Source organism: Amycolatopsis sp. 2-15 (assembly GCF_030285625.1).
GTDB classification, from domain to species: Bacteria; Actinomycetota; Actinomycetes; order Mycobacteriales; family Pseudonocardiaceae; genus Amycolatopsis; species Amycolatopsis carbonis.
In genome coordinates this window covers 5,784,339-5,804,910 of sequence record NZ_CP127294.1, presented here as the reverse complement: position 1 = coordinate 5,804,910, position 20,572 = coordinate 5,784,339, and the positions used below count along the sequence as shown (strand labels likewise).

Annotated in this window: 16 protein-coding genes; 8 read left to right on the top strand and 8 right to left on the bottom strand. The window is 68.9% G+C overall.

What is annotated here, in order from left to right:
- Nucleotides 1–72: 72 nt before the first annotated feature.
- The 3 genes from car to QRX50_RS28670 all read right to left on the bottom strand — a co-directional run bounded on the left by car (nucleotide 73) and on the right by QRX50_RS28670 (nucleotide 4,733).
- Entirely contained in the window at nucleotides 73–3,579 is a 3,507-nt protein-coding gene (gene car / locus QRX50_RS28680; RefSeq protein ID WP_285966254.1) for a carboxylic acid reductase, read from the bottom strand.
- 180 nt (nucleotides 3,580–3,759) lie between these two features.
- Entirely contained in the window at nucleotides 3,760–4,446 is a 687-nt protein-coding gene (locus QRX50_RS28675) for a TetR/AcrR family transcriptional regulator (RefSeq protein ID WP_285966253.1), read from the bottom strand.
- Nucleotides 4,443–4,733 carry a hypothetical protein gene (locus tag QRX50_RS28670; protein ID WP_285966252.1) on the bottom strand — a complete coding sequence of 97 codons (291 nt, stop codon included), beginning with the start codon at nucleotides 4,731–4,733 and terminating at the stop codon, nucleotides 4,443–4,445. Before QRX50_RS28670 ends, QRX50_RS28675 begins: the two co-directional genes overlap by 4 nt.
- 304 nt (nucleotides 4,734–5,037) lie before the next feature.
- Between QRX50_RS28670 and QRX50_RS28665 the strand changes: the two genes are divergently transcribed.
- Both QRX50_RS28665 and QRX50_RS28660 read left to right on the top strand, forming a co-directional pair.
- On the top strand, nucleotides 5,038–7,761 hold the full coding sequence (locus QRX50_RS28665) for a BTAD domain-containing putative transcriptional regulator (protein WP_285966251.1): 2,724 nt from the start codon (nucleotides 5,038–5,040) through the stop codon (nucleotides 7,759–7,761).
- A 76-nt stretch (nucleotides 7,762–7,837) separates the two neighbouring features.
- Nucleotides 7,838–8,314 carry a cupin domain-containing protein gene (locus QRX50_RS28660; protein ID WP_285966250.1) on the top strand — a complete coding sequence of 159 codons (477 nt, stop codon included), beginning with the start codon at nucleotides 7,838–7,840 and terminating at the stop codon, nucleotides 8,312–8,314.
- A gap of 4 nt (nucleotides 8,315–8,318) precedes the next feature.
- Here the strand turns inward: QRX50_RS28660 and QRX50_RS28655 are convergent, their stop codons facing one another.
- The 3 genes from QRX50_RS28655 to QRX50_RS28645 form a co-directional block, all read right to left on the bottom strand.
- A complete protein-coding gene (locus tag QRX50_RS28655) occupies nucleotides 8,319–9,557 on the bottom strand; it encodes a flavin-dependent oxidoreductase (protein WP_285966249.1) in 1,239 nt (412 codons plus the stop codon).
- A 242-nt stretch (nucleotides 9,558–9,799) separates the two neighbouring features.
- The gene (locus QRX50_RS28650; RefSeq protein WP_285966248.1) at nucleotides 9,800–10,732 is read right to left on the bottom strand and encodes a hypothetical protein; all 933 of its coding nucleotides are present in this window, start codon (nucleotides 10,730–10,732) and stop codon (nucleotides 9,800–9,802) included.
- Nucleotides 10,733–10,899: 167 nt separating this feature from the next.
- Nucleotides 10,900–11,310, bottom strand: coding sequence for a hypothetical protein (locus tag QRX50_RS28645; protein WP_285966247.1), 411 nt, complete (start codon nucleotides 11,308–11,310; stop codon nucleotides 10,900–10,902).
- Between the two features lie 542 nt (nucleotides 11,311–11,852).
- Between QRX50_RS28645 and QRX50_RS28640 the strand changes: the two genes are divergently transcribed.
- From QRX50_RS28640 to QRX50_RS28620, 5 genes are all read left to right on the top strand, one after another.
- Nucleotides 11,853–12,518 (top strand): GntR family transcriptional regulator, encoded by a 666-nt coding sequence (locus QRX50_RS28640; RefSeq protein WP_285966246.1) that lies wholly within the window; start codon nucleotides 11,853–11,855, stop codon nucleotides 12,516–12,518.
- An 89-nt stretch (nucleotides 12,519–12,607) separates the two neighbouring features.
- Nucleotides 12,608–13,897 carry an MFS transporter gene (locus QRX50_RS28635; RefSeq protein WP_285966245.1) on the top strand — a complete coding sequence of 430 codons (1,290 nt, stop codon included), beginning with the start codon at nucleotides 12,608–12,610 and terminating at the stop codon, nucleotides 13,895–13,897.
- 11 nt (nucleotides 13,898–13,908) lie between these two features.
- A complete protein-coding gene (locus tag QRX50_RS28630; RefSeq protein WP_285966244.1) occupies nucleotides 13,909–14,691 on the top strand; it encodes an enoyl-CoA hydratase/isomerase family protein in 783 nt (260 codons plus the stop codon).
- A 16-nt stretch (nucleotides 14,692–14,707) separates the two neighbouring features.
- Nucleotides 14,708–15,889, top strand: a complete 1,182-nt coding sequence (locus QRX50_RS28625) for an acyl-CoA dehydrogenase family protein (protein WP_285966243.1) — start codon at nucleotides 14,708–14,710, stop codon at nucleotides 15,887–15,889.
- A complete protein-coding gene (locus QRX50_RS28620) occupies nucleotides 15,886–17,289 on the top strand; it encodes a CoA-binding protein (protein WP_285966242.1) in 1,404 nt (467 codons plus the stop codon). Before QRX50_RS28625 ends, QRX50_RS28620 begins: the two co-directional genes overlap by 4 nt.
- Nucleotides 17,290–17,626: 337 nt before the next feature.
- Here the strand turns inward: QRX50_RS28620 and QRX50_RS28615 are convergent, their stop codons facing one another.
- Complete coding sequence (locus QRX50_RS28615) at nucleotides 17,627–18,466, bottom strand: oxidoreductase (RefSeq protein WP_285966241.1); 840 nt, start codon at nucleotides 18,464–18,466, stop codon at nucleotides 17,627–17,629.
- 100 nt (nucleotides 18,467–18,566) lie between these two features.
- Here QRX50_RS28615 and QRX50_RS28610 point away from each other — a divergent pair, with 100 nt between their 5' ends.
- On the top strand, nucleotides 18,567–19,469 hold the full coding sequence (locus QRX50_RS28610) for a LysR family transcriptional regulator (protein WP_285966240.1): 903 nt from the start codon (nucleotides 18,567–18,569) through the stop codon (nucleotides 19,467–19,469).
- 67 nt (nucleotides 19,470–19,536) lie between these two features.
- Here QRX50_RS28610 and QRX50_RS28605 read toward each other — a convergent pair whose 3' ends face one another.
- Nucleotides 19,537–20,490: a TIGR03619 family F420-dependent LLM class oxidoreductase gene (locus tag QRX50_RS28605; RefSeq protein ID WP_285966239.1), complete on the bottom strand. Its 954-nt coding sequence runs from the start codon at nucleotides 20,488–20,490 to the stop codon at nucleotides 19,537–19,539.
- Nucleotides 20,491–20,572 lie beyond the last annotated feature (82 nt).

Sequence of the window (20,572 nt, the reverse complement as noted above, 5' to 3'; positions counted from 1 at the left end):
CAAGACCGGACGCCAGGCGTCTCACTGTGGGGTACTCCGCGGGCGCGGAGGTGGAGTCACGCCGACTTCGCTTCACACCAGCGCAAGAGCGCGCAAATCATCCGCGTACTTCTGGATCAGCTCCTTGGTGACGTGCGGGATGTCGCCCCGTGACGCGATCTTGGCGTCGCGTACAGCCTTCCGGAACTCCTCGGCCGGAGCGATCCCGCCTCGCACGGGTTCCGTCGGCCGTTCGTACGAGTGCAGGAGGGGCAGCAGCGTGTTGCGTCGCTGGGGTTCCGGCAGTTTCCGCAGCGCGTCGCCGAACTGACGAAACCACTCCGAGTAGTCCTGGAGCCGATCGATGCGGTGACCTGTTTCGGTCAGCCAGTCCACGAAGGTGTCGAGCGAAATGCCGTCGTCGTGGGGATTGAGCACGTGGTACGTGTGGTAACCCTGCGTGTTTCGGGTGCCGATGGTGTTGACGGCTTCGGCGGTGAAGTCGACGGGAAGCCCGTCGTAGTGTGCCGTCGGCGGCCGGCCGTGCTCGCTGCGGTAGAAGGTTTTCGGCGCGATCCCCGTGGTGATCACGCTCAGGAGCAACCGCGTGAACAGGTCTGGCACGTTGACCTGGCCTACGTAGCGGCTGTGCGTGAGAATCATGTCGGATCGGAACACGGCCACAGGCAACCCGCATGTCTCGTGCGCTTCTCGCAGTAGTACTTCGCCGGCCCATTTGCTGGTCGAATAGCCGCTTGCGTAGCCGTCGCCGCGGTGCCGGACGGGGCTGAGCCGCCGGATGTCGCGGGTCTCGGCCAAGGTGCCGGGATCGATCTGGTCCGCGATGCCGATGGTCGACAGGTAGGTGAACGGCTTCAGTTTCGCGGTGACCGCCAGCCGGATCAGCTCGGCCGTGCCGACGACGTTCGGGCCGAACAATTGCTCGTACGGGAGCACGTGGTTGACCAGCGCACCGACGTGCATGATCGCGTCGACCTCTTCGGCGAGGCGTGACCATGTCTGCCTCGCGATCCCGAGTTCGGGACTTCCCAGGTCGCCGGCGATCACTTCGAGGTGGTTTTCGGCGAGTGCGCGGTAGTGGCGGAGGAGTTCGGTGTCGCCGTTGTCGAATGCCTTGTCGAGACGGTCACGTGCCGCGGCATCGTCTGTGGCACGCACGAGACAGATCAGCTTCCCGCCCCGCTCGGCAAGGCGTTCGAGCCAGTCGAGGCACATGAACCGGCCGAGGAACCCGGTGGCGCCGGTCAGCAGCACACACGTCGGTTCTCCGCCCGGCTGGGCCAGTCGTTTCGCCGCGGCCAAGGTTTCCGCGTCCAGGAACTCGTCGAGTTTGAGGTCGCTCGCCCGTACCTCGGCAGCCCCCCGCCCATGCACGGAATCGAAGCTCGGAAGCTGCCCGGTGGAGTCACGCTGGGTTTCGATGTGCTGGGCGATCGCCTGCAGGTCGTTGGCGGGGCTGATGACGACGCCGACCGGCACCTCGATGCCGAAGACGTCCCGCAGGAGGTTGGAGAACGTCAGCGCGGACAGGGAATCCCCGCCGAGGTCGGTGAAGTGCGTTTCAGGACTGAGGTCCGTGCTGTCGCAGCCGAGCAGCGCCTGCACCGCACGGGTGACCGTTTCGTACACGGGTTGATCGGCACCGCCCGCGCGCAGTGCGCGCAGTTCGTCGTTCTGGCCGCGTTCGATGTCTTCGTACAGCTGCTCCAACTGGTCACCGTAGCGTTCTCGCAGGCGCGGTCGCAGCTGTTTCCTGATGTCGGACAGCAACCCGTTCTCGATGCTGAACGGTTCGGTCTCGATGAGGAAATCGCGGGGAACCTCGTACGGTTCCAGACCGGTCTCCTTGGTCGTCGCCTGCAACGCTTCGGTGAGCATGGCCTTGAGGGCGTCGGATCCGCCTGCTTCCCGCTGGGCTTTGCGCGTCGGCACGATCACCGCGAGCAGGTACGGTCGCCGGCTGCTGCCGTAGACGTAGATCTGGTGGATGGCGGGGTTTGCCGCGAACACGGACTCCACTGTGGACAGCGTGACGAATTCGCCTTGCGACAGTTTCTGCACGTTGTTGCGACGGTCCACGTACACCAGCTGATCAGCGCCGGTCTCGGCCATGATGTCGCCAGTGTGGTAGAACCCGTCGTCGTCGAACACGGAGGCGGTGACGTCGGGCCGCCGATAGTAGCCGGGGAAGATCGGGTCGGTCTTGACCAGAAGCTCGCCCCGCGGGTAGGGGCGGTCGGTGCGGCGGTAGCCGAGTTCGGGAACGTCGGCCAGCTTGTACTCGGTCACCGGGGGCCGCTGGATCCGGCCGTCCATCAGCACCAGGCCGAATTCGGTGGCGCCGTATGCTTCGTGCAGCGTGACGCCGAGCACGGATTCGGCGAACGCCTTCGCCTCGGCCGAGGTCGGGGCACTTCCCACCATGGCGTGCAGCAGCCGGTCGCCGAGGAAGTGCCGACGGATGTCCGCCTTGACGACGACGTCGAGTTCGGCCGCGTCGGCGAACTCATCACGACGCCGGTCACGCTCGGCCTGGTACTCCTGGAAAAGCATGTCGAGAACGCGCGGAACCATCATCAACGCAGTGGGCCGCGCCATCCCCATGTCCTCGAACAGGGTGGACAGGTCACTTTTCGCCGTGAAGTAGTTGATTCCGCCGCGCCCGAAGGTGTCGACGATCGTCGCCCGGCCGAACATGTGGCTCATCGGCATGAAATTGACCGTGATCGCCGGTTCGTCGTCGGCACCGCCCAGGGCACCGGCCCACCACCGTCGTACCAGGCTTTCCGGGTACATCGCACCTTTCGGCGTACCGGTGCTGCCGGACGTGTAGACCACCAGGCTCAGCGGATCTTGACCGGGATCCGGCACGTGCAGCGGAGCGCCACGCAGCGTGCGTCCGCGCTCGACGACTGCCTCGAGCGTCTCGATCGAGCGGCCGGCACGGTCGAGTTCCGCCTCGGCGGACTCGAGTTCCTCCCGCTCGTCGTCGACTTCCGAGTGGTGATCGAACACCAGGATCGCCCGCACCGACTCCACCGACAACGCCACCTCGACCGCTTTACCCAGATAGGCAGGGCTCGTGGCCAGCAACCGGGGCTCGGTTTCCTCGACGATCGCCCGTAGGTGGGCCACGGAAGCGGTGGGCTGGAGCGGCACGGAAACCACGCCCAGGCAGAGGCCGGCGAGGTCCAAGGTCGCGTAGTCCGCGCTCGTGAACCCGATCGTGGCGACGAAGTCCCTTGCGCGCAGGCCACGCGCCGACCATTCCGATGCGATCGCCTTGGCCCGTGCCCACAGTTCGCCGTAGCTGCGAGTCGCGAACTCAGGCAACAGACGACGCGACCGGCGGCCCGAAACCGGGTCCGTGACCAGCACCGACCGGCGCTCACGCACCGCCGGTCGCTCGGCATACGCGCGCATCGCAAGTTCGACGATCCGCGCGAGCGGCAGTCCGGGTTCGGCCATCGCCGCCTGCACCGACCGATCCGGTATCGCGGCCATGAACTCGGGGTCTGTTTCACGCAGCCGGGCCTTCCGCCGCTGCGCCTGGTCCTCCTCGCCGGTCGACGTTTTCACTCCTACCACCGCCTTCTTTGTCAAGATCCACACGAGAGGTCGAACCTCGCCGTCACACAATCTTTACTGTACTGACAAGTAATCTAATTGGCGCGCGCGTAGCGTGTGATGATGGCCTCACGGACCGTAGCCGTCAGTGGGATTGACTGGCCTGAAGGCGCTGGTCAGGACGGGATCTGGCTACCCCAGTCCGTGAGTGAGAGAGGGCCACAACAGCTCCACGCTCTCCCGGTCGCGGTCCGTCGACATCCGCACCCGGTACAGGCTGTCCACGAACCGGACCCCGTAGATCATCATCGCCACGTGTTCGGTGTTCACGTCCGGCCGGATTTCACCGCGCTCTTTCATCGCCTCGAGCAGTTCGGCGATGGCCCTGGCGCGGGGCTGGACGACGTGTTCTTCGAGGAGCTGCAGCAGTTCCGGCACGCGGTTGCTTTCTGCGAGCAGCGCGGTGTACAGCTGCCGGTTCTCGCGGTCCTCGGCCGGCTCGATCCTGCGCAACAGCCGCAACAGCCGTTCCTTCGGCGGCAAGTCGTTCCAGCCCTCCGGCGTCGGTTCGAGAGACCGCTTGAACGTGGAGCGGACAGCGGCGACCACCAGTGCCTGTTTTGTCGGCCAGCGCAGGTACAACGTCGGCCGGGTCGTGCCGGCGTCGGCGGCGATCTTGGCCAGGGACATGCCGGTGTAGCCGTCCTCGACCAGCCGTCGGATCGTCGCCTTGAGCACCGCCTCTTCCACGCCGGGCGTGCGTGGCCGCCCCATCGACGGCCGTCGACCGGGCACATCCGCCATCGCCACTCCCCCTTCAGTGACCACGAAGTATAGAAGCGCGACGGACACCCGCTCCACGAGAGCGAGCCGACTCATGTTGACACCCCACCACCCCACATTGAACCCACAGCGCCAACGAGCGACAGCCGACAGGCGTGGTCCCTCTGGACGGCACCCTTGTAGAGCTCCCCACCAATCTCCTTCAGCGGTGAACGAACCCCGAGCCCCATCTCGTAAAGCCGCATCGCAGCCCGCGGCGCCTGAGCCGGCGACGCCGCCAACCGCTCGGTGTCGAACGCACCACCGGTCACGCGGACGCCGCTACCCGGGTTCGCCAGGATCATCTGCGCACGCTTGGCGCGATTGAGGACGGTCGAGAACATGGAGGAGAACGACCGACATCGTTCCGTCTCGGCCGAGGCGTAGGGCCGAGACCCGTTCGAAGAGCGACCCGCCCCGTCGAAGAACACCTTCGGCCGGTGACCGTCCGACGGTCCCGGTGGTGGGCGCGACCCCCAAAACGACGCGCCCGCCACCGGGTCTCCCCCGGCGTTCCCCCTCGTTCGCCGTGTCCCCAGAGTCGCCGACGCCGTCCTCGTTTCGTCCTCGCTTCGACATCTGCGGCTCCGACCTGCGCGTTTCGGATCGGGCGCCGGGCGCTAGCCTTGAGACCGAGGGGGTATGTGCATGAGGTTCCGGATTCTCGGGACGCTGGAAGTGCGGGCGTACGGGGACCGGGTCGTCCTGGTGAGCCCGCGTCAGCAGCGGGCGCTCGCCGCCCTTCTGCTCAGTCCCAACTCGGTCGTGCCGGTGGAGCGCATGATCGAAGCGCTGTGGGAGGACGAGCCACCGACGACGGCGGTGAAGCAGGTGCGCAACTGTGTTTCCGCGCTGCGAGCCCGGCTCGGTGAGATCGGCGGGGTGATCGTCACCGACGGGCCCGGGTACCGCCTGCGGACCGACGCCGACGACCTCGACTCGCTCCGGTTCCGCCGCCACGTCGCGACGGCGCGGGGGCTCGCCGGGCAGGTGAAGCTCGTCGACGCCGTCGAGGAGATCCGCGGCGCGCTCGCCCTCTGGCGCGGCCCGGCGCTCGACGGGCTGCGGACGACCACGCTGGCCGGCCGGGCCGCGCTGCTCGACGAACTGCGCGCCGACGCCGTCGAGCTCTGCGCGGAATGGCAGCTGCGGCTCGGCGAAACGGGCGAGGTGGTCCGCGAGCTGACCGCGTTCTGCGGTGAACACCCGTTGCGCGAATCGTCCCACCTGTTACTGATGCGCGCGCTCGCGGAGGAAGGCCGCTACGCCGAGGCCTCGAAGCTGTTCCACGGCCTGCGCCGGCGGCTGGCCGACGAGCTCGGCGTAGACCCGAACCCGGACCTGCGCCGGCTCCACGAGCAGATCCTGGCCGACGCCACGCCCACCGCCGCAGTTGCCGTCGCCCCCGTCCTCGAGCCCGAGCCGGAATCCCCGCCGGATCACCACTTCGGCCGTGCGGTCACGGAGCTGGCCGAAGCCGTCACGTGGCAGTGGCGGGCCGAAGCCGAGCTGCGTTCACTGCACCGGCCGCAGCCGATCACCCTGCGGTGGTCGGCCGGCGCGCGACCGGGGAAGCCGGCTCTGCGGGGCGACCTCGACGACATCGCGGAGACCTACTCGGAGCTGCCCGTGCGGCAGCTGGTCGTGCTCGGCGATCCCGGCTCCGGAAAGTCGGTACTCGCCCTGGTGCTGACGCTGGAGCTGCTGCGCACCCGGACCCCGGGCGCCCCGGTACCGGTCCTGCTGTCGCTGGCTTCGTGGGACCCGCGGCGCGAACACCTCGATCGGTGGCTGGCGGCGCGGCTCGCCGACAACCACCCGGCCCTGCTCAACGCCCGCGAGTACGGGCCCGACGCGCCCACCCGGCTCGTCCTCGGCGGCCACGTGGTCCCCGTCCTCGACGGACTCGACGAGATGCCGGCCGACTTGCGCGTCGCGGCGCTCGACGCGCTGGACCAGACCATGGCCGTGGGCCGCTCGCTGGTCCTGACCTGCCGCTCCGCCGAGTACGAGCAAGTGACGCGTGAATCCGGCACGGTGATGAGCTCGGCCACCGTGGTGCGGCTCGAACCCGTCAGCCGCCAGGAGGCGATCACCTACCTCTCCGCGAGGGAACGCGCCGGGTCCGACCGCTGGCGTCCCGTGGCCGAGCGGCTGCGCCGGGACCCCGACGGACCGTTGGGGCGCGTGCTGCGGACGCCGTTGATGGTCGACCTCGCGCGAATCGTCTACGGCCGCCCCGGCGAGGATCCCGCGGAGTTGCTCGCCGCGGAAGACGCGGCGGCGCTGGAAGCTCAGTTGCTCGATTCGTTCCTCCCCCACGCCTACGCGCAGGTGCCACAGCCGCCGGGGCGGAACCCGAAGACCAGCCCGTCCGGGCGGTACACGGCAGCACAGGCGAACCGCTGGCTGGGTTTTCTGGCCCGGCACCTCGAGCGGGCACGCAGCCGCGACCTGGCCTGGTGGCAGCTCCACCGGACGGTTCCCGCCGGGACCCGGGCCGGACTGGTCGGTGTGCTGATCGCGCTGTTCTTCCTCGCCACCGGCTGGTTGTCCGACGGGCCGGCGCTGGCCACGATCTACGCCCTCTCGTTCGGCGGCGCCGGTTACCTGACCCACCGCTTCGGGCGTCCGCCGGAGCCCCTGCGCACCGAACTGCGTTTCGCCGGCGCCGCGGGCAAGTTCGCCGGCCGGTTCGCGGTCGGCGCCGTGGTGGGCGTCCTGCTCGGGCTGGGCTGGTCGCTGCCCCCCGGGCTGGTCGTCTTCCTGGCGCTCGTGTTCGGCGTGGTGTTCGCGGTGCACGTGTGGCTCGCGAAACCCGTCGACGCCAGCCGCGTGTCGAGCCCGACGACGATCCTGCGCAACGAACGGACTGGTGCGATCGCGCTGTCGGTCTCCTTCCTGGTGTCCGGGGGGCTGTTCGACGGGATCGCGTTCGCGTTCACCGCTCAGACGCGGTTTCTGCCGGTGCTGGGCGGCCGGTTCGACCTGGCGCTCGCGATCGCCGGCGGGCTGGCGGGAGCGTTGTTCGGGTTCTTCATGGCCCGTGGCGTCGCCGCTGTGTGTTACGGCCTCGCCGGCGCGATCGCCGGTGGCCAGGTGTTCCCTCCGGCGATGGACCCGGTGCTGCCGTTCGTGGTCGGCGTGTGTTTCGGCGGGGGCATCGGCCTGGCGGTGCTGGTGACGCGCGCCTGGGGGAACCACTTCGTCCACCACCTCTGGCTCGCCGCGACCGGCCGGCTTCCCTGGCGGCTCATGCACTTCCTCGACGACGCCCACCGCCGCGGTGTCCTGCGGCAAGCCGGCGGCGTCTACCAGTTCCGCCACGCCCGCGTGCAGGAGCGGCTGGCGAAGGCCGAGCACGACCGGTAGATCCCTCCGGCGGTTGTACATCGGGACGCGGGTGGCGCAGAGTGCGTAGCTGACGAACCATGGGCCAGGAGGTGTCATGACCGGCGAGGAAATCGTGCTCGGTCCCCTACCGAAGGGGATCACGCTCGCCCAGGAGAGCATGCGCGGCAAGGTGTGGAACGTGCTCGGGCACACCTACTCGATGAAGGCGGCCAGCGAATCGAGCTTCGCGTTCGAGACCCTCGACCCGCCCGGAACCGGCGTCCCGCCGCACGTGCACCCGACGCAGGACGAGCACATCTACATTTTGGAAGGCGTGTTCACCCTCTACCTCGACGGCGCGTGGGAAACCGCAGGCCCCGGCGACACGGTCCGGATGCCCAAGGGCCTGCCCCACGCGTACTACAACCGCAGCGAAGGCATCACCCGCGGGCTGTTCTGGGTGAGCCCGGCCGGGCGGCTCGCCGAACTGTTCGACAAGCTGCACGACCTCGAGGACCCGGCCGAGGTCGTCCGGGTGTCGGCGCTGCACGACGTCGACTTCCTGCCGCCCGGTTCGGTGGAGGGCGCCTGAACCTTCACTTGTTCACCTGCTGCTGCGAGCCCCCCGAAGCCTGCGCGTAGCCGGTGACGATCGCCTCGAGCGTCGCCGCGTCGATCACGTCTTCGAGGCGGGAAAAGCCGTCCGGAGCACGACGTTCGACCTCGTCGATCACGTTCTCCGGCCCGCCCTGGCGGTTGCGGAGCACGATCTCGCCGGTGGCCGCGAGGCGATCGGCCTCGTACGCCGCGAGGGCCTCGGCGGGATCGGCGTGACGCGCCAGGTTGTGGCCGAGACTGGTGGCGTCGAGGATCGCTTGGCCGGCGCCGTTGGAACCCATCGGGTACATCGGATGTGCGGCGTCGCCCAGCAGCGTCACGCGCCCGTGCGACCAGGCGGGCAACGGATCCCTGTCGCACATCGGGAACTCGAAGATCTCCTCGGTGGCCTCGACCAGCGCGACGTGGTCGACCACCGGCGACCGGAACCGCCCGAGGTAGCGGCCCAACTCCGCCCGGTCACCGGGTTTGGCCCAGTCCTGCCGCTCCGGCGGGGCAGCACCGGTCTGCCCGGTGCGGATGCAGACGGCCCAGTTGGTGAGCCGGGTGCCCGTGCTCAGGCCCGGGGCGATCGGGTAGATCACCAGCTTTGCCGCAGTGCCGCCGGCGACGATCATCGACCGTCCGCCGTCGAACTCCGGCCAGTCGGTGGCGCCGCGCCACATCATGACGCCGTTCCAGCGGGGCGGGCCCTCCGCCGGGAACAGCAGCGAGCGCACAGCCGAGTGGATTCCGTCGGCCGCCACCAGGACGTCGCCGGGAACCGTGATCTCCGTGCCGCTTCGCCGGTCGGCGAAATGCGCGCGGACGCCGTGGGCGTCCTGGTCGAACCCGACCAGCCGATGCTCGGTCTGCACCGCGTCGGGGCCGAGCCGGTCCCAGACCGCGCGCAGCAACACGCCCTGCAGCCGGCCCCGGTGCAGGCAGAACTGGGGAAGCGTGAAGCCCGCGTCGAGCCCGCACGGCCGGCGCAGGATCACCTGCCCGAGCCGGTGGGTGTAGAACAGCTCGCGGGTGCGGATCCCGACTTCGTCCAGCGCGTCGAGCAGCCCCAGCGCCGCGAGCTCCTTGACCGCGTGGGGCAAGGCGTTGATCCCTACACCCAGCCCGGTGCCCCGCTCGCTCTGCTCGTGGACGACGCACTCGATGCCCTCGTGGTGCAGCCGCAACGCCGCGGTCAGTCCCCCGATCCCCGCTCCGACGATGACGACCTTCACGGCCACCTCCTCTGATCCGACCTCGAGAGCCAGCATCACGGAGACGGGAGATCCGCACCACCCCCCGAGCGGTGGTCGAGCGACCACGGTGGCGCGGACGCATCCCCGGGACCGAAGCTCGATGATCCTGGCCATCAATCGGCCATTGGATTGAGATTGATCATCGCTGAGCCATTCGAGCAGGGAGACGCGAGTGGTCGGGCCGGCGAGGACAGGACGGCCGGTGCCGGCGAACGAGATCGCTACGACACCTGCCGCAGCGATCCGTCATCGGCGAGGTAGACGATCTGCCCGGCAGCGTCCTGGACGACGGAGCCGGTGATCCCCGTGAGTTCGGCACCTCGCGCGGTACGGCACACCGGCTGCGCGAAGGCGATGCAGGCCGTCCCGCCCGACGGTGCCATGAACACGTCACCCAGCTGCCGGTAGGAACTGCGCCACAGGGATTGCGAACCGCTTTGCCGGGCAACCCATTCGCTGCGAGGTGCGCCGTTCACCGTGCCCAATGATCCGGTGACGGTCCAGTCTCCGGCCAGGGCGCACGCCCCGGCGTGGGTGAGCGTCGACGCCGTCCGGTGGAGCCGGCCGCTCGGTACTTCCACCACGACGTCCTCGTCGCCGGCGATCAGCACCCTGTCACCGGAGGCGGCGATGCACGCTGCCGTCGCCGTCGTGGGGAACTGCCGGACCAGGTTCCAGGCACCGCCCGGTCGGGTCGAGATCACGCTGGCCCGGCCGTCGTCGATGATCACCACCGAGTCTCCGGCCGGGTCGGTCTTGACGATGGCGGCGGAGGTCCGCAGCCGCAGCACGATCTCCTTCCCGTCGTGGCGCGCGACCAACTCGACGGCGGCTGCCCGGTTCCGGAGGAACAACGCGGATTCCGGCCGCCAGCGGAAGACCCGCAGCGGCAGGCCCGGTTCGTTCGCCTCCGAGGCCCAAGTGTCGACCGCGCGTCCCTGCTCGTCGGCGAACTCGACACGCGAACCGGCGGGCGCCGCCGGGTCCTGAATCAGCAGCGCGACGCGCGGGCAGCGGCCGAAGCACGTGACGTCCAGCAGCTGCCCGGGAGCCAGCTCTTTCTTCCACTTCTCGGACAGCTGCTGACCCGCTCTGGTGAACCCGATCAGGTGCCGGCCCGCCGAGTCGTAAGCGACCGCACCGTGTTCATCCACCTGCAGGAGAGTGGGGCGCGTTTCGTCCTGGGGTTCTCGGCGCTGGCTGTTGTGACCGCAACCGGCGGTCACAACAGCCAGCAGCGCAACCAGAACAGCCGTCACGGAGGCGCGGTTACCTCGAGAGGCGTTGCCGACGGTTGCCACCATTGTTCCTTCGGGTTCCGCTAGAACTTGCTCGAACCGGTGCAGCTGGGATCACCGGAAAGGCTTTCGTCGAAGGTGAACTTGAAGTTCACCACGTTGATCGTGTTGCGTGGACGGAGATAGTCGGCAGTGGTGAGCGTGCCCAGTGTCCCGTCGGACTTGCCGTTCCCGGTCGAGAAGTTCTTGCTCGGGGCGAACGCGTTGTCCGTGTAGTAAACGTCGGAATGGTTGCCGTACCGGATTCCCTGCCCCATGAAGATCCGGTAGTCGACCCCGGTCACCAGCCACGAAGAGGTGCCCGACGCGGAGTAGTACGTGTACAGGTAGCCCTTGTCGTCGTACGCCGTGGATCCGGTCGCACAGGAAAATGTCTTTGTGGCCGCTTCCGCCGGTGAGGCCGCGAAGCCCACCGCCGCAATTGCTCCCACCACTGCTGAAACCGCGGTCAATCGAGTGAGTTTCTTCAAAATCCGAACCCCCTGCGTCATTTTCTCGGGCGAAAAGAATCTCTTTACTCCCGATTTGCATCGTGGCACTCGGGGAGACCCACCAACAAGTGCACGATCCGGGTGACACTTCCAGCCAGAGTGTCACACCGCGTCATCTCACCTGGGGCCGGTGGTCGGTTGTGGTGATGGCGCACTCCGATCGAGTCAAGTTTCCCCGACGCTGAACCGCCATCGCAGAGGTGATCTACGCTGAAGCGTTTGGCCTGACCTCAGTTCCTCGCTGTGCGCCCGTAAAAGCACAGGCAGCGGGGTGGTGGCACGGCACCCGCCACCAGCCAGGCGACGGCGATAAGTCTTCTGGGCAAGAGCATGCCCCGAGCCGGTCGGACCACTGCTCGACGAATCGTCACGAAGGGCCGCCTTCAGCACATTTCGCCCAAGGCTCGCACGACGGTCAGGGGGTTGACGATGCTGAATACGGCAGCGTATTCATGAGTGTATTCACTGCGAGCGAGGAGGCCGGGATGCCGGAGACGCCCTCTCGGACTCGCGCGATGTCGCTGGCCGAGCGGGCCGTGCTCGCCCTGCGGGAGCTGGTCCATGACGGCGTGCTGCTGCCCGGTCAGCCGATCCGGCAGGCCGCGGTCGCGCAGCAGCTCGGTATCAGCCGCGTGCCGGTGCGGGAGGCGCTGAAGAACCTCGAGGCCGAAGGTCTCGTCGAACCCTCCCCCAGCGGCGGGTTCGTGGTGGCGCGGCTGTCCGCGGACGAGCTGAGCCAGATCTACCTGATGCGGCGGCTACTGGAGACGGAGTTGCTGCGCCAAATCACCTCGGTGCCCGAGTCCGAGCTGGCGGAGCTCACCGCGCTCAACCACCGGATGGCCGAGCTGATCGACAACCCCTCCCGCGAGCTCAGGCACCTCAACCGGGACTTCCATTTCCGGATCTTCCGGTTGTCCGGCCTGACCCACATCGTGGCCGAAACGGCGCGGCTGTGGGACAAGACCACGCCCTACCGGCTGGTCTACAGCACCGAGCGCGCCGCACGAGTGCGCATTGTGGACGATCACGACAAGCTCATCGGCGCGCTGCGGCGCGGCGATGTCGAAGGGTTGATCCAGTTCATGGACGACCATCGGGGCACCGGCGAGCAGAACGTCGTCTCGGTGCTCTCCCACCCCCACCGGTAGCGCCCCTGGAAAACCGTGACACCGGCGGGCACGCCGGTGTGCCCCGTCCTGCCCTGGGTGCGCCACGACGTGTGCAAGGAGGCACCGTCATGACCTCTGCCCGTCCTCGGTCCGCGCAACTCGCCCCGCCCGCCGGCCGCAGCAGCACCGGTTACGTGACCTTCGTGGTCCTGCTGGCCTTTCTCGCTTGGGCCCTGGTGTCGATGGACAACGTGATGCTCGGCGTCGCCGTGCCCGCGCTGGCCCCGGCCCTGCATCTGTCACTGTCCACAATGGAGTACCTGGTCGGCGTGTTCTCGTTCGTCACGTTCGCCGCCCCCGTGCTCGCCGGGCGGCTGATCGACCGGATCGGGCGCCGGGCGAACTTCCAGCTTTCCCTGGTCGGCACCGGAATCTTCGGTGGCCTCACCGCGTTGGTGGCCAACGCGTGGCAGTTCATCGTGGTGCGGCTGCTGGTTTCGACCTCCTACGGGCTCACCGAGCCGGTGATCAACACCCTCGTCGCCGAGGAGGCGCCACGGCACCGGCGCGGCGTGCTGATGGGGTTCGTGCAAGCCGGTTATCCGCTCGGCGCCGGGATCGCGGGCACGATCGCCGCGGTGCTGCTGCCCACGCACGGCTGGCGGCCACTGTTCTACCTCGCCTTCGCCCCGTTGCTGCTCGTGCTCGCGGCCGGCTGGTTCCTGCGGGACTCCGCCCGGTTCAAGCAGGTCAAGGCCGCGTCCGAGCAGCGCGCGATCGAGCACCGGCCCGGCTGGCGCAAGCTGTTCACGCCCGAGCAGCGCCGGCAGACGATCGTCACCAGCGTGTTCGGGTTCTGCATCAACGGCGGGATCGGGTTGATCATCGGCGTGGTCACCACCTACCTGGTGCACGTCGACCACCTTTCCCTCGGTGCGGCCGCCTTCCTGTTCGGCCTGAGCAACTGGGTCGCGCTCGGCAGCCAGATTCTCGTGGGGTGGCTCGCCGACTACCTGCCGTCGAAGTGGCTGATGACCGGGTACTCGGTGCTGGCCGCGGCGGCGCTCGCGCTGCTCGCGATCCCCGGCCTGTCCTTCACCACCGCGACCGTGAGCCTGGTGGCGTTCGGGTTCTTCGGCAACGGCACGTTCGGCTGCTACACCCGCTACACCACCGAGTCCTACCCGACCGAGCTGCGCGGCACCGGGACCTCGTTCTCTCTGGGCTGCTCGTTCCTGACGCTGTCGTTCATGCCGATCATCGGCGGCGCGCTCATCGACTCGGCGATGCCGACCGCGATTCCGCTGATCTCCGCGGCGCTGGTGCTGATCGGCGCCGGGGTGATGGCCTGCGGCAAGAGTTTCGCGCCGCGACGCGACCTCGATGAGCTGTCCCCCTCGAAGCTGCTGTCCGACTAGGAGGAGTTCGCATGGCCGACCTGGAGTACACGAAATCCGACGGCATCGGCACGATCCTGCTGAACCGGCCGCATCGCAAAAACGCCTTCACGCACGAGATGATCGACCAGTGGGCGCAGATCCTCGTCGAGGCCCGCACGGACCCCGACGTCCGCGTGATCGTGCTGACCGGCGCGGGCGACGCGTTCTGCTCGGGCGTGGACCTGTCGTCGATGTCGGGTGAACGCGCGACCCCGTTGCAGCGCAAGACCCAGCTGAGTGAACGCATCCACCGCATCCCGTTCGCGCTGGAGGACCTGGACAAGCCGGTGATCGCGGGAATCAACGGCGTGGCGGTCGGCGCGGGCATGGACATGGCGCTGATGTGCGACCTGCGGATCATCGCCAGGTCGGCGCGGCTGTCGGAGGGTTACATCCGAGTCGGACTGGTGCCGGGAGACGGCGGCTGCTACTACCTGCCGCGGCTGGTGGGCCAGGCCAAGGCGCTGGAGCTGTTGCTGACCGGCGACTTCATCGACGCCGAGGAGGCCGCGCGCCTGGGCATCGCCAACCACGTGGTCGACGACGACGAGCTGCCGTCGGCGGTGCACACACTCGCCCGCAAGCTCGCCGACGCTCCGCCGATCGCGGTGCGCACCATCAAACGGGCCGTCTACCAGTCGGCGCGCAGCGACCTGCGCACCGCGCTGGACCTCATCTCGTCGCACATGGCCGTCGTGACGTCCACACAGGACTCGGCCGAGGCGCTCGCCGCGTTCCGCGAGAAGCGCTCCGGTGTTTATCTCGGCCGCTGAGCAGAAAGGATTTCCCTTGCCGTTCCAAGGTTTCGACCTGCCGGAAGACCTCAAGATGCTGTCGGACACGATCGCCGAGTTCGTTCGCGGTGAAATCGTGCCCGCCGAGTCGGCCGTGTCGGGCGACGAGCGCGCGATCCCGGCCGAGCAGCTGGCGGTGTTGCAGAAGAAGGCGCGAGACGCCGGATTCTGGTGCCTGGAAGCGCCGAAGGAATTCGGTGGCGGCGGGCTGAGCACGTTCGAGGGCACGGTGCTGACCGAGCAGATGGCCAAGCACCGCTACAGCTTCCCGTCCCCGGGCGGCGGTGTGTTCGGGATCGAGCCGCCGGTGGTGCTGTACAAGGGCAGCCCGCACCAGATCGAGAAGTACGTGGTGCCCACGATCGAAAACTCCTGGTCCGCCTTCACCGCGATCAGCGAGCCGACGGGCGGCTCGGACCCCGCCCGCGCGATCCGCACCACCGCGACGCGCGACGGCGACACCTACCGCATCAACGGACGCAAGCTCTGGACCACCGGCGCGGACTCCGCCCGCTACGGCATCGTCTACGCCCGCACCGACCGCGCCGCCGGGCGCAAGGGAATCAGCGCGCTCATCGTCGACGGCGGCACCCCGGGGATGAACGTCACCGGCGTGCCCGTGCTGCGCGATCACTGGACCACCGAAGTGCGCTTCGACGACGTGGTCGTGCCCGCGGAGAACCTCGTCGGCGAGGAAGGCCAGGGATTCGGGCTGGCGCAACAGTGGCTGGTGCGGGGCAGGCTGCGCTACGCGGCGCAGGCCGTGGGCGTCGCCGAGGAAGCGGTGCGCATCGCGACCGAGTGGGCGAAGTCCCGCGAAACGTTCGGCGCGCTACTGGCGACCCGCCAGGCTGTGCAGTTCGCCATCGCCGACGCGCGAGTGCGGATCAACGCCGCCCGCCACCTGACCTGGGAGGCGGCCTGGGAGGCCGACCAAGGCCGCGACGCGCGGACGAAGGCGTCGATCGCCAAGCTCTACGGCACCGAGACCGGGTTCGCCGTGGTGGACGCGATGATGCAGATCCTGGGCGGCATGGGCATGACCAAGGACTTGCCGCTGGAGCACTGGTTCCGCGGGCTGCGGGTGGCCAGGGTCGTGGAGGGGCCAAGTGAGATCCACCGGTTCCTCATCGCGCGCGACATCCTCGGCGGTGCCGCCCTGGGGCGCACCTCGTGACCGCGATCGAGAACTCGCCAGGAGACCTGGGCCCGCTGCTGAGCCCGGCCTCGGTCGCGATCATCGGCGCGTCGGCGACTCCGGACATCATTTCCGGCCTGCCGCAACGGATCCTGGCCCAGCACGGCTACCCCGGCGCGGTGTACCCGGTGAACCCCCGCTATGACGCCATCGACGGTCTGCGCTGCTACCCCGGCATCGAGGCGGTCCCGGGACCGGTGGACGTCGCGCTGGTCGTGGTGAACGCCGAACGCGTCAACGGCGTCGTCGCCGAGTGCGGGCGCGCGGGCGTGCCGTTCGTGGTGATCATCAGCTCCGGGTTCGCCGAGCAGTCCGACGGCGGGCAGCGCCAGCGCGAGCTGCGCGCGCTGTGCGACCGGTTCCCGGACATGCGGGTGCTGGGACCGAACGCCGAGGGGACGATGAACGTCGTCGACACGATCCCGCTCGGGTTCAGCCCGACGATCAACTACGACCGCGGGCTCGACCGGCTGATCGCCGGCGACGTCGCGGTGGTCGCCCAGAGCGGCGGACTGGGGTTCGCGTTGTTCAACGACGGCCTCGGGCGCGGGCTCGGGTTCAGCCACGTGGTCAGCACCGGCAACGAGGTCGACCTGGACCTGGCCGACGTCGCCGCCCACCTGGTGGACGACCCGGCGACGCGGGTGCTGCTGCTGTTCGTCGAAGGCCTGGCCGCCCCGGAACGGCTGGCGAAGATCGGGCTGGCCGCACGGGCCCGGGGCAAACTCGTGATCTTGGCGAAGGTCGGCGGCACCGCCGCCGGGCGCCGCGCCGCGCTCGCCCACACCGCGCACGACCCGGGCGACGCGGCCGAATTCGCCCGGGCGGTGCGCGAAGGCGGGATCGTGCCGGCCGCCGACCAGGAAGAGCTGGTGGACCTGGCCATGGTGTTCTCGCGGACGCGGGCCCCGGCGGGCCGCCGGATCGGGGTGGTGACGACCTCGGGCGGGGCGGGCACCTGGCTCGCCGACGACCTGGTCCTGGCGGGCCTGGACCTGCCCGTGCTCAGCGACAGCCTGCAGACCCGGCTGCGGGCACTGATCCCGGCCTACGGCAGCCCGGTGAACCCCGTGGACACCACCGCCCAGGTGCTCAGCCGCGGCGGGGTGTCCCCGGTGCTGCGCCTGCTCGCCGACAGCGGCGATGTCGACGTGCTGGTTCTGGTCGCCACCCTCGCCGACGCCAAGCAGCTCGAACGGGAGGCCGAGGAACTGACCGCGCTGGCGGCTCGGGTGCCGCTGGTGGTCTACAGCTACACCCGTCCCTCCCCTCGCAGCATGCAGCTGGCCGAGGAGCTCGGGATCGCGTGTTTCACCAGCGGCCGCCGGACCGCCGCGGCGGTGGCCGCGCTGACCCGCGCGTTCACCGCCGGAGGTTGAGCTGTCTTCGCGTGCGCGAGGCGGCCGACTGCTTCGGCCGCCTCGCACACACCGCGCCGTCCCGACCCATCCGGACAACCTGGCGATTCGGCGGCGACGGCGATCCGAGGTAATGGCCGTGGACCGGGCGATGCCCTTCATCCTGCTTGGCACCGCCCGCCGGCAGTTCGCCGGCGCCAATGGTCTTTCGATTGCCAGGGTGGGAATCCCACCCGACAACCGGCGCCGGTCTCCGACCGTGCCATTGCGGACCGTACAGCTCGTCCGCGTTGCAGAACCGGCACTCGCCACCTCGAGGTCAGGGCAGAAGACGAAATCCGTCCACAATGTCCTCTGGTCAGGAAATCGTCGTCGACCGGCTGAGCGACTCCCACGTGGTGACATCGGCCAGCAGTGCCTCGTGGTGCTGGTGCAGGCCGTCGAGCGCGTCTTCTCCGAGGAGGAAGTGCAACGGCGGGTTCTCGGATTCGAGGACCTTGACGATCGCCGCGGCGCCCTTGGCCGGGTCGTTGGGCTCCTGGCCCACGACGCTCTTGACCATCTTCCGCAGCTCGCCCGAGGTCGCGTGGTACGCGGGGTTCTCGGGGGTCCACTGCAGACTGGTGCTGAACTGGGTGCGGAACATCCCCGGTTCCACCACCACGACCCGGATGCCGAGAGGGGTCAGTTCGAGCGACAGCGCCTCGCCCAGAGACTTGAGCGCGTGCTTGGTGGCGTTGTAGCCGCTCAGGCCCGGGAAGGTGATCAGCCCACCGATGGAGCTCATGACCACGATCGTGCCGTTCCCCTGCTCGCGCATCACGGGGAGGACGGCCTGAGTCAGCTCCACCGCACCGAAGTAGTTGACGTCGAACATGCTGCGCAAGTACTCGACCGGGGTTTCCTCGACGGCACCGATCACGCTGACCCCGGCGTTGTTGACCAGCACGTCGATGCGGCCGAACACGGCCAGCGTCGCCTCGACCGCGGCCCGGATGGACGCCGGGTCCGTGACGTCCATCGCCGCCGTGCTGACCCGGTCGCCCCCGGCCGCAGCCAGGTCGGCGAGAGTCTCCGGACGGCGCGCGGTGGCCATCACGCGGTCACCAGCGGCCAGCGCGGCCCGCACGAGCTCCCGGCCGAAGCCGCTCGAGCAGCCCGAGATCAGCCAGACGCGCCCCGGTGTTTCGTTCGTCATTCCCATGCCTTTCGCGTTCGTGTTTACCGAGGTCAATGGTCGTCTCGAGCTGCCCGCTCCGTCCAACACCGGTTACCTGTCGTAGTTGTAGGCTTTTCCTGTGACCCCTGATCTTCGGCAGCTGAGGTACTTCGTCGCTGTCGCGGAGGAGTCCAGCTACACACGCGCGGCCGAGCAGCTCATGATCAGCCAGCAGTCGCTGTCGCAGCAGATCACCTTGCTGGAACGCATGCTGGGCGTGAAGCTCTTCGACCGCGACACCCGCGGCACCCGCCTGACCGCGGTCGGCGCGCTGTTCCTCCCCGAAGCCCGCGCGGTGCTCACCCGGGCAGACGAAGCGTTCGATCTGGTGGCCCGGGCCACGCGCGGCGAGGTCGGCCGCCTGTGCCTCGCCTTTCTCGCGACCACCACGAACTACCTGCTGCCGCCAGTGGTGCGCGCGGTCCGGCAACGGCTCCCCGAGCTCCGGCTGACCACAGAGGAAACGACGATCGCCCTGTTGGTCGAGGGGTTACGCAAAGGTCGCTACGACGTCGCGTTCACCCGGCCGCCGCTTGTCGACGGCCTGGAATCGCGCACGCTCGTGAGCGAACCGGTGTGCGCGGTCCTGCCCGAAGATCACCCGCTGGCCGGCCGCGCCGAACTGGCTCTCGCCGAGCTGGCCGGCGAACGCTGGGTCCTGACCCCGCGCAGCTCCTGGGAACCGTGGCACCAGGCGTTCGACAGCTCCTTCCGGACAGCCGGATTCACCCCCGACGTGGTCCACCGGGACGCGAGCGTGCAGGCGCTGCTCGGCCTCGTCGCCGCCGGAGTGGGGATCACGCGGCTCGCCCGGTCGGCGAGCAGCCTGCGCCGCTCGGGTGTGGTCTTCGTGCCGATCACCGGAGAGCTCGTCTCCACCGAAATGGTCTGGCTGGCGGGCAACGACTCCGCCGCGCTCCACGCGCTGCTGGACGTCGTCACCGACATCGCCCTCTCGACCGACTTCACCGAAGCCGGCTGACGCGCTGGAGGCAGCCGCGCGGCAGCCGGGGCGGAAGTGTCGCCGTCCGCGGCGTGGGCACCCAAGATCAGGCGGCGGCCCGTTCGCGGATCTCCACCGCCTTCTCGAGCATCTTCCCCGTGCTGGTGAACCAGTCCTGCAGGTTCAGATCCACGATGAGCTCGTCCGCGCCGGCCTCTTCGGCCGTGTGGATATCCTCCACGATCTGGTCGAGCGTGCCGACGAACGCCGATCGGTCGGGTCCGGCCGGACGGTCGGTGAAGGTGACGTTGCCCACCACGACCAGCTCCATCCGGCTCGCGTCGCGGCCGTACCCAGTGGCCATGTCCCGGATGCGGTCCCAGTCCGCGCGCAAGGCCGCGGCTCCGGCCGGCCCGGGTGTGGTCAGCAGCGGCAGCCAGCCGTCCGCACGCTGGGCGATGCGCTGCAGGGCCGTGGAACTGGAACTGCGGCCCAGGTTGCTGGCACCGCCGGCGAGCATCACCGGGATCTTCGACGCGGGCTTCGGCAGGACCGAGGCCTTGTCGATGATGACCCGAGGACTCCGGATGCTCACCGGATCCGGTCCCCACACCGCGTCGAAGACGTCCAGCATCTCGTCGAGGAACCGCCCGCGATCCCCCCGGGTGGCGCCTGTGGCCCGCAGCACGTCACTGGACCAACCGGCGCCCAAGCCCGCGATGACGCGGCCGCCGCTGATCTGATCGACCGTGGCCAGCGCCTTCGCCAGCGGCACGGGGGTGTGGAGAGCCGCGATCAGCACGGCCGTACCGAGCCGTACCTTCTCGGTCACCACCGCCGCGGCCGTGAGAACCGCCAGCGGATCGGCGGTCTGGCGCCCGCTTTCCGGCCACGGCACGTTCGGCGGCGCATACGGTTCGAGCGGTGTCTCCGGGAACAACAACTGTTCGTAGGTCCACAAGCTCGCGTATCCGGCCGCTTCGGCCGTTCTGGCGGCTTCGACCACGTCGTGTTGCAGGTCCACTCCCAGCCGCTGAGGCAGCCGCAGTCCGAGTTTCATTCAAAGCTCCGCTGTAGTCGTGTCCGGTCCCCTACTGCGAGTCTGAACACTCACATCGATGTGAAGGTCAAGGTAGGCTGGA

Coding starts and splice junctions, on each gene's coding strand:
- QRX50_RS28615 (WP_285966241.1), bottom strand. CDS start 18,466: ATGACGAACGAAACACCGGGGCGCGTCTGGCTGATCTCGGGCTGCTCG.
- QRX50_RS28640 (WP_285966246.1), top strand. CDS start 11,853: ATGCCGGAGACGCCCTCTCGGACTCGCGCGATGTCGCTGGCCGAGCGG.
- QRX50_RS28605 (WP_285966239.1), bottom strand. CDS start 20,490: ATGAAACTCGGACTGCGGCTGCCTCAGCGGCTGGGAGTGGACCTGCAA.
- QRX50_RS28635 (WP_285966245.1), top strand. CDS start 12,608: ATGACCTCTGCCCGTCCTCGGTCCGCGCAACTCGCCCCGCCCGCCGGC.
- QRX50_RS28675 (WP_285966253.1), bottom strand. CDS start 4,446: ATGAGTCGGCTCGCTCTCGTGGAGCGGGTGTCCGTCGCGCTTCTATAC.
- QRX50_RS28670 (WP_285966252.1), bottom strand. CDS start 4,733: ATGTTCTCGACCGTCCTCAATCGCGCCAAGCGTGCGCAGATGATCCTG.
- QRX50_RS28665 (WP_285966251.1), top strand. CDS start 5,038: ATGAGGTTCCGGATTCTCGGGACGCTGGAAGTGCGGGCGTACGGGGAC.
- QRX50_RS28630 (WP_285966244.1), top strand. CDS start 13,909: ATGGCCGACCTGGAGTACACGAAATCCGACGGCATCGGCACGATCCTG.
- QRX50_RS28660 (WP_285966250.1), top strand. CDS start 7,838: ATGACCGGCGAGGAAATCGTGCTCGGTCCCCTACCGAAGGGGATCACG.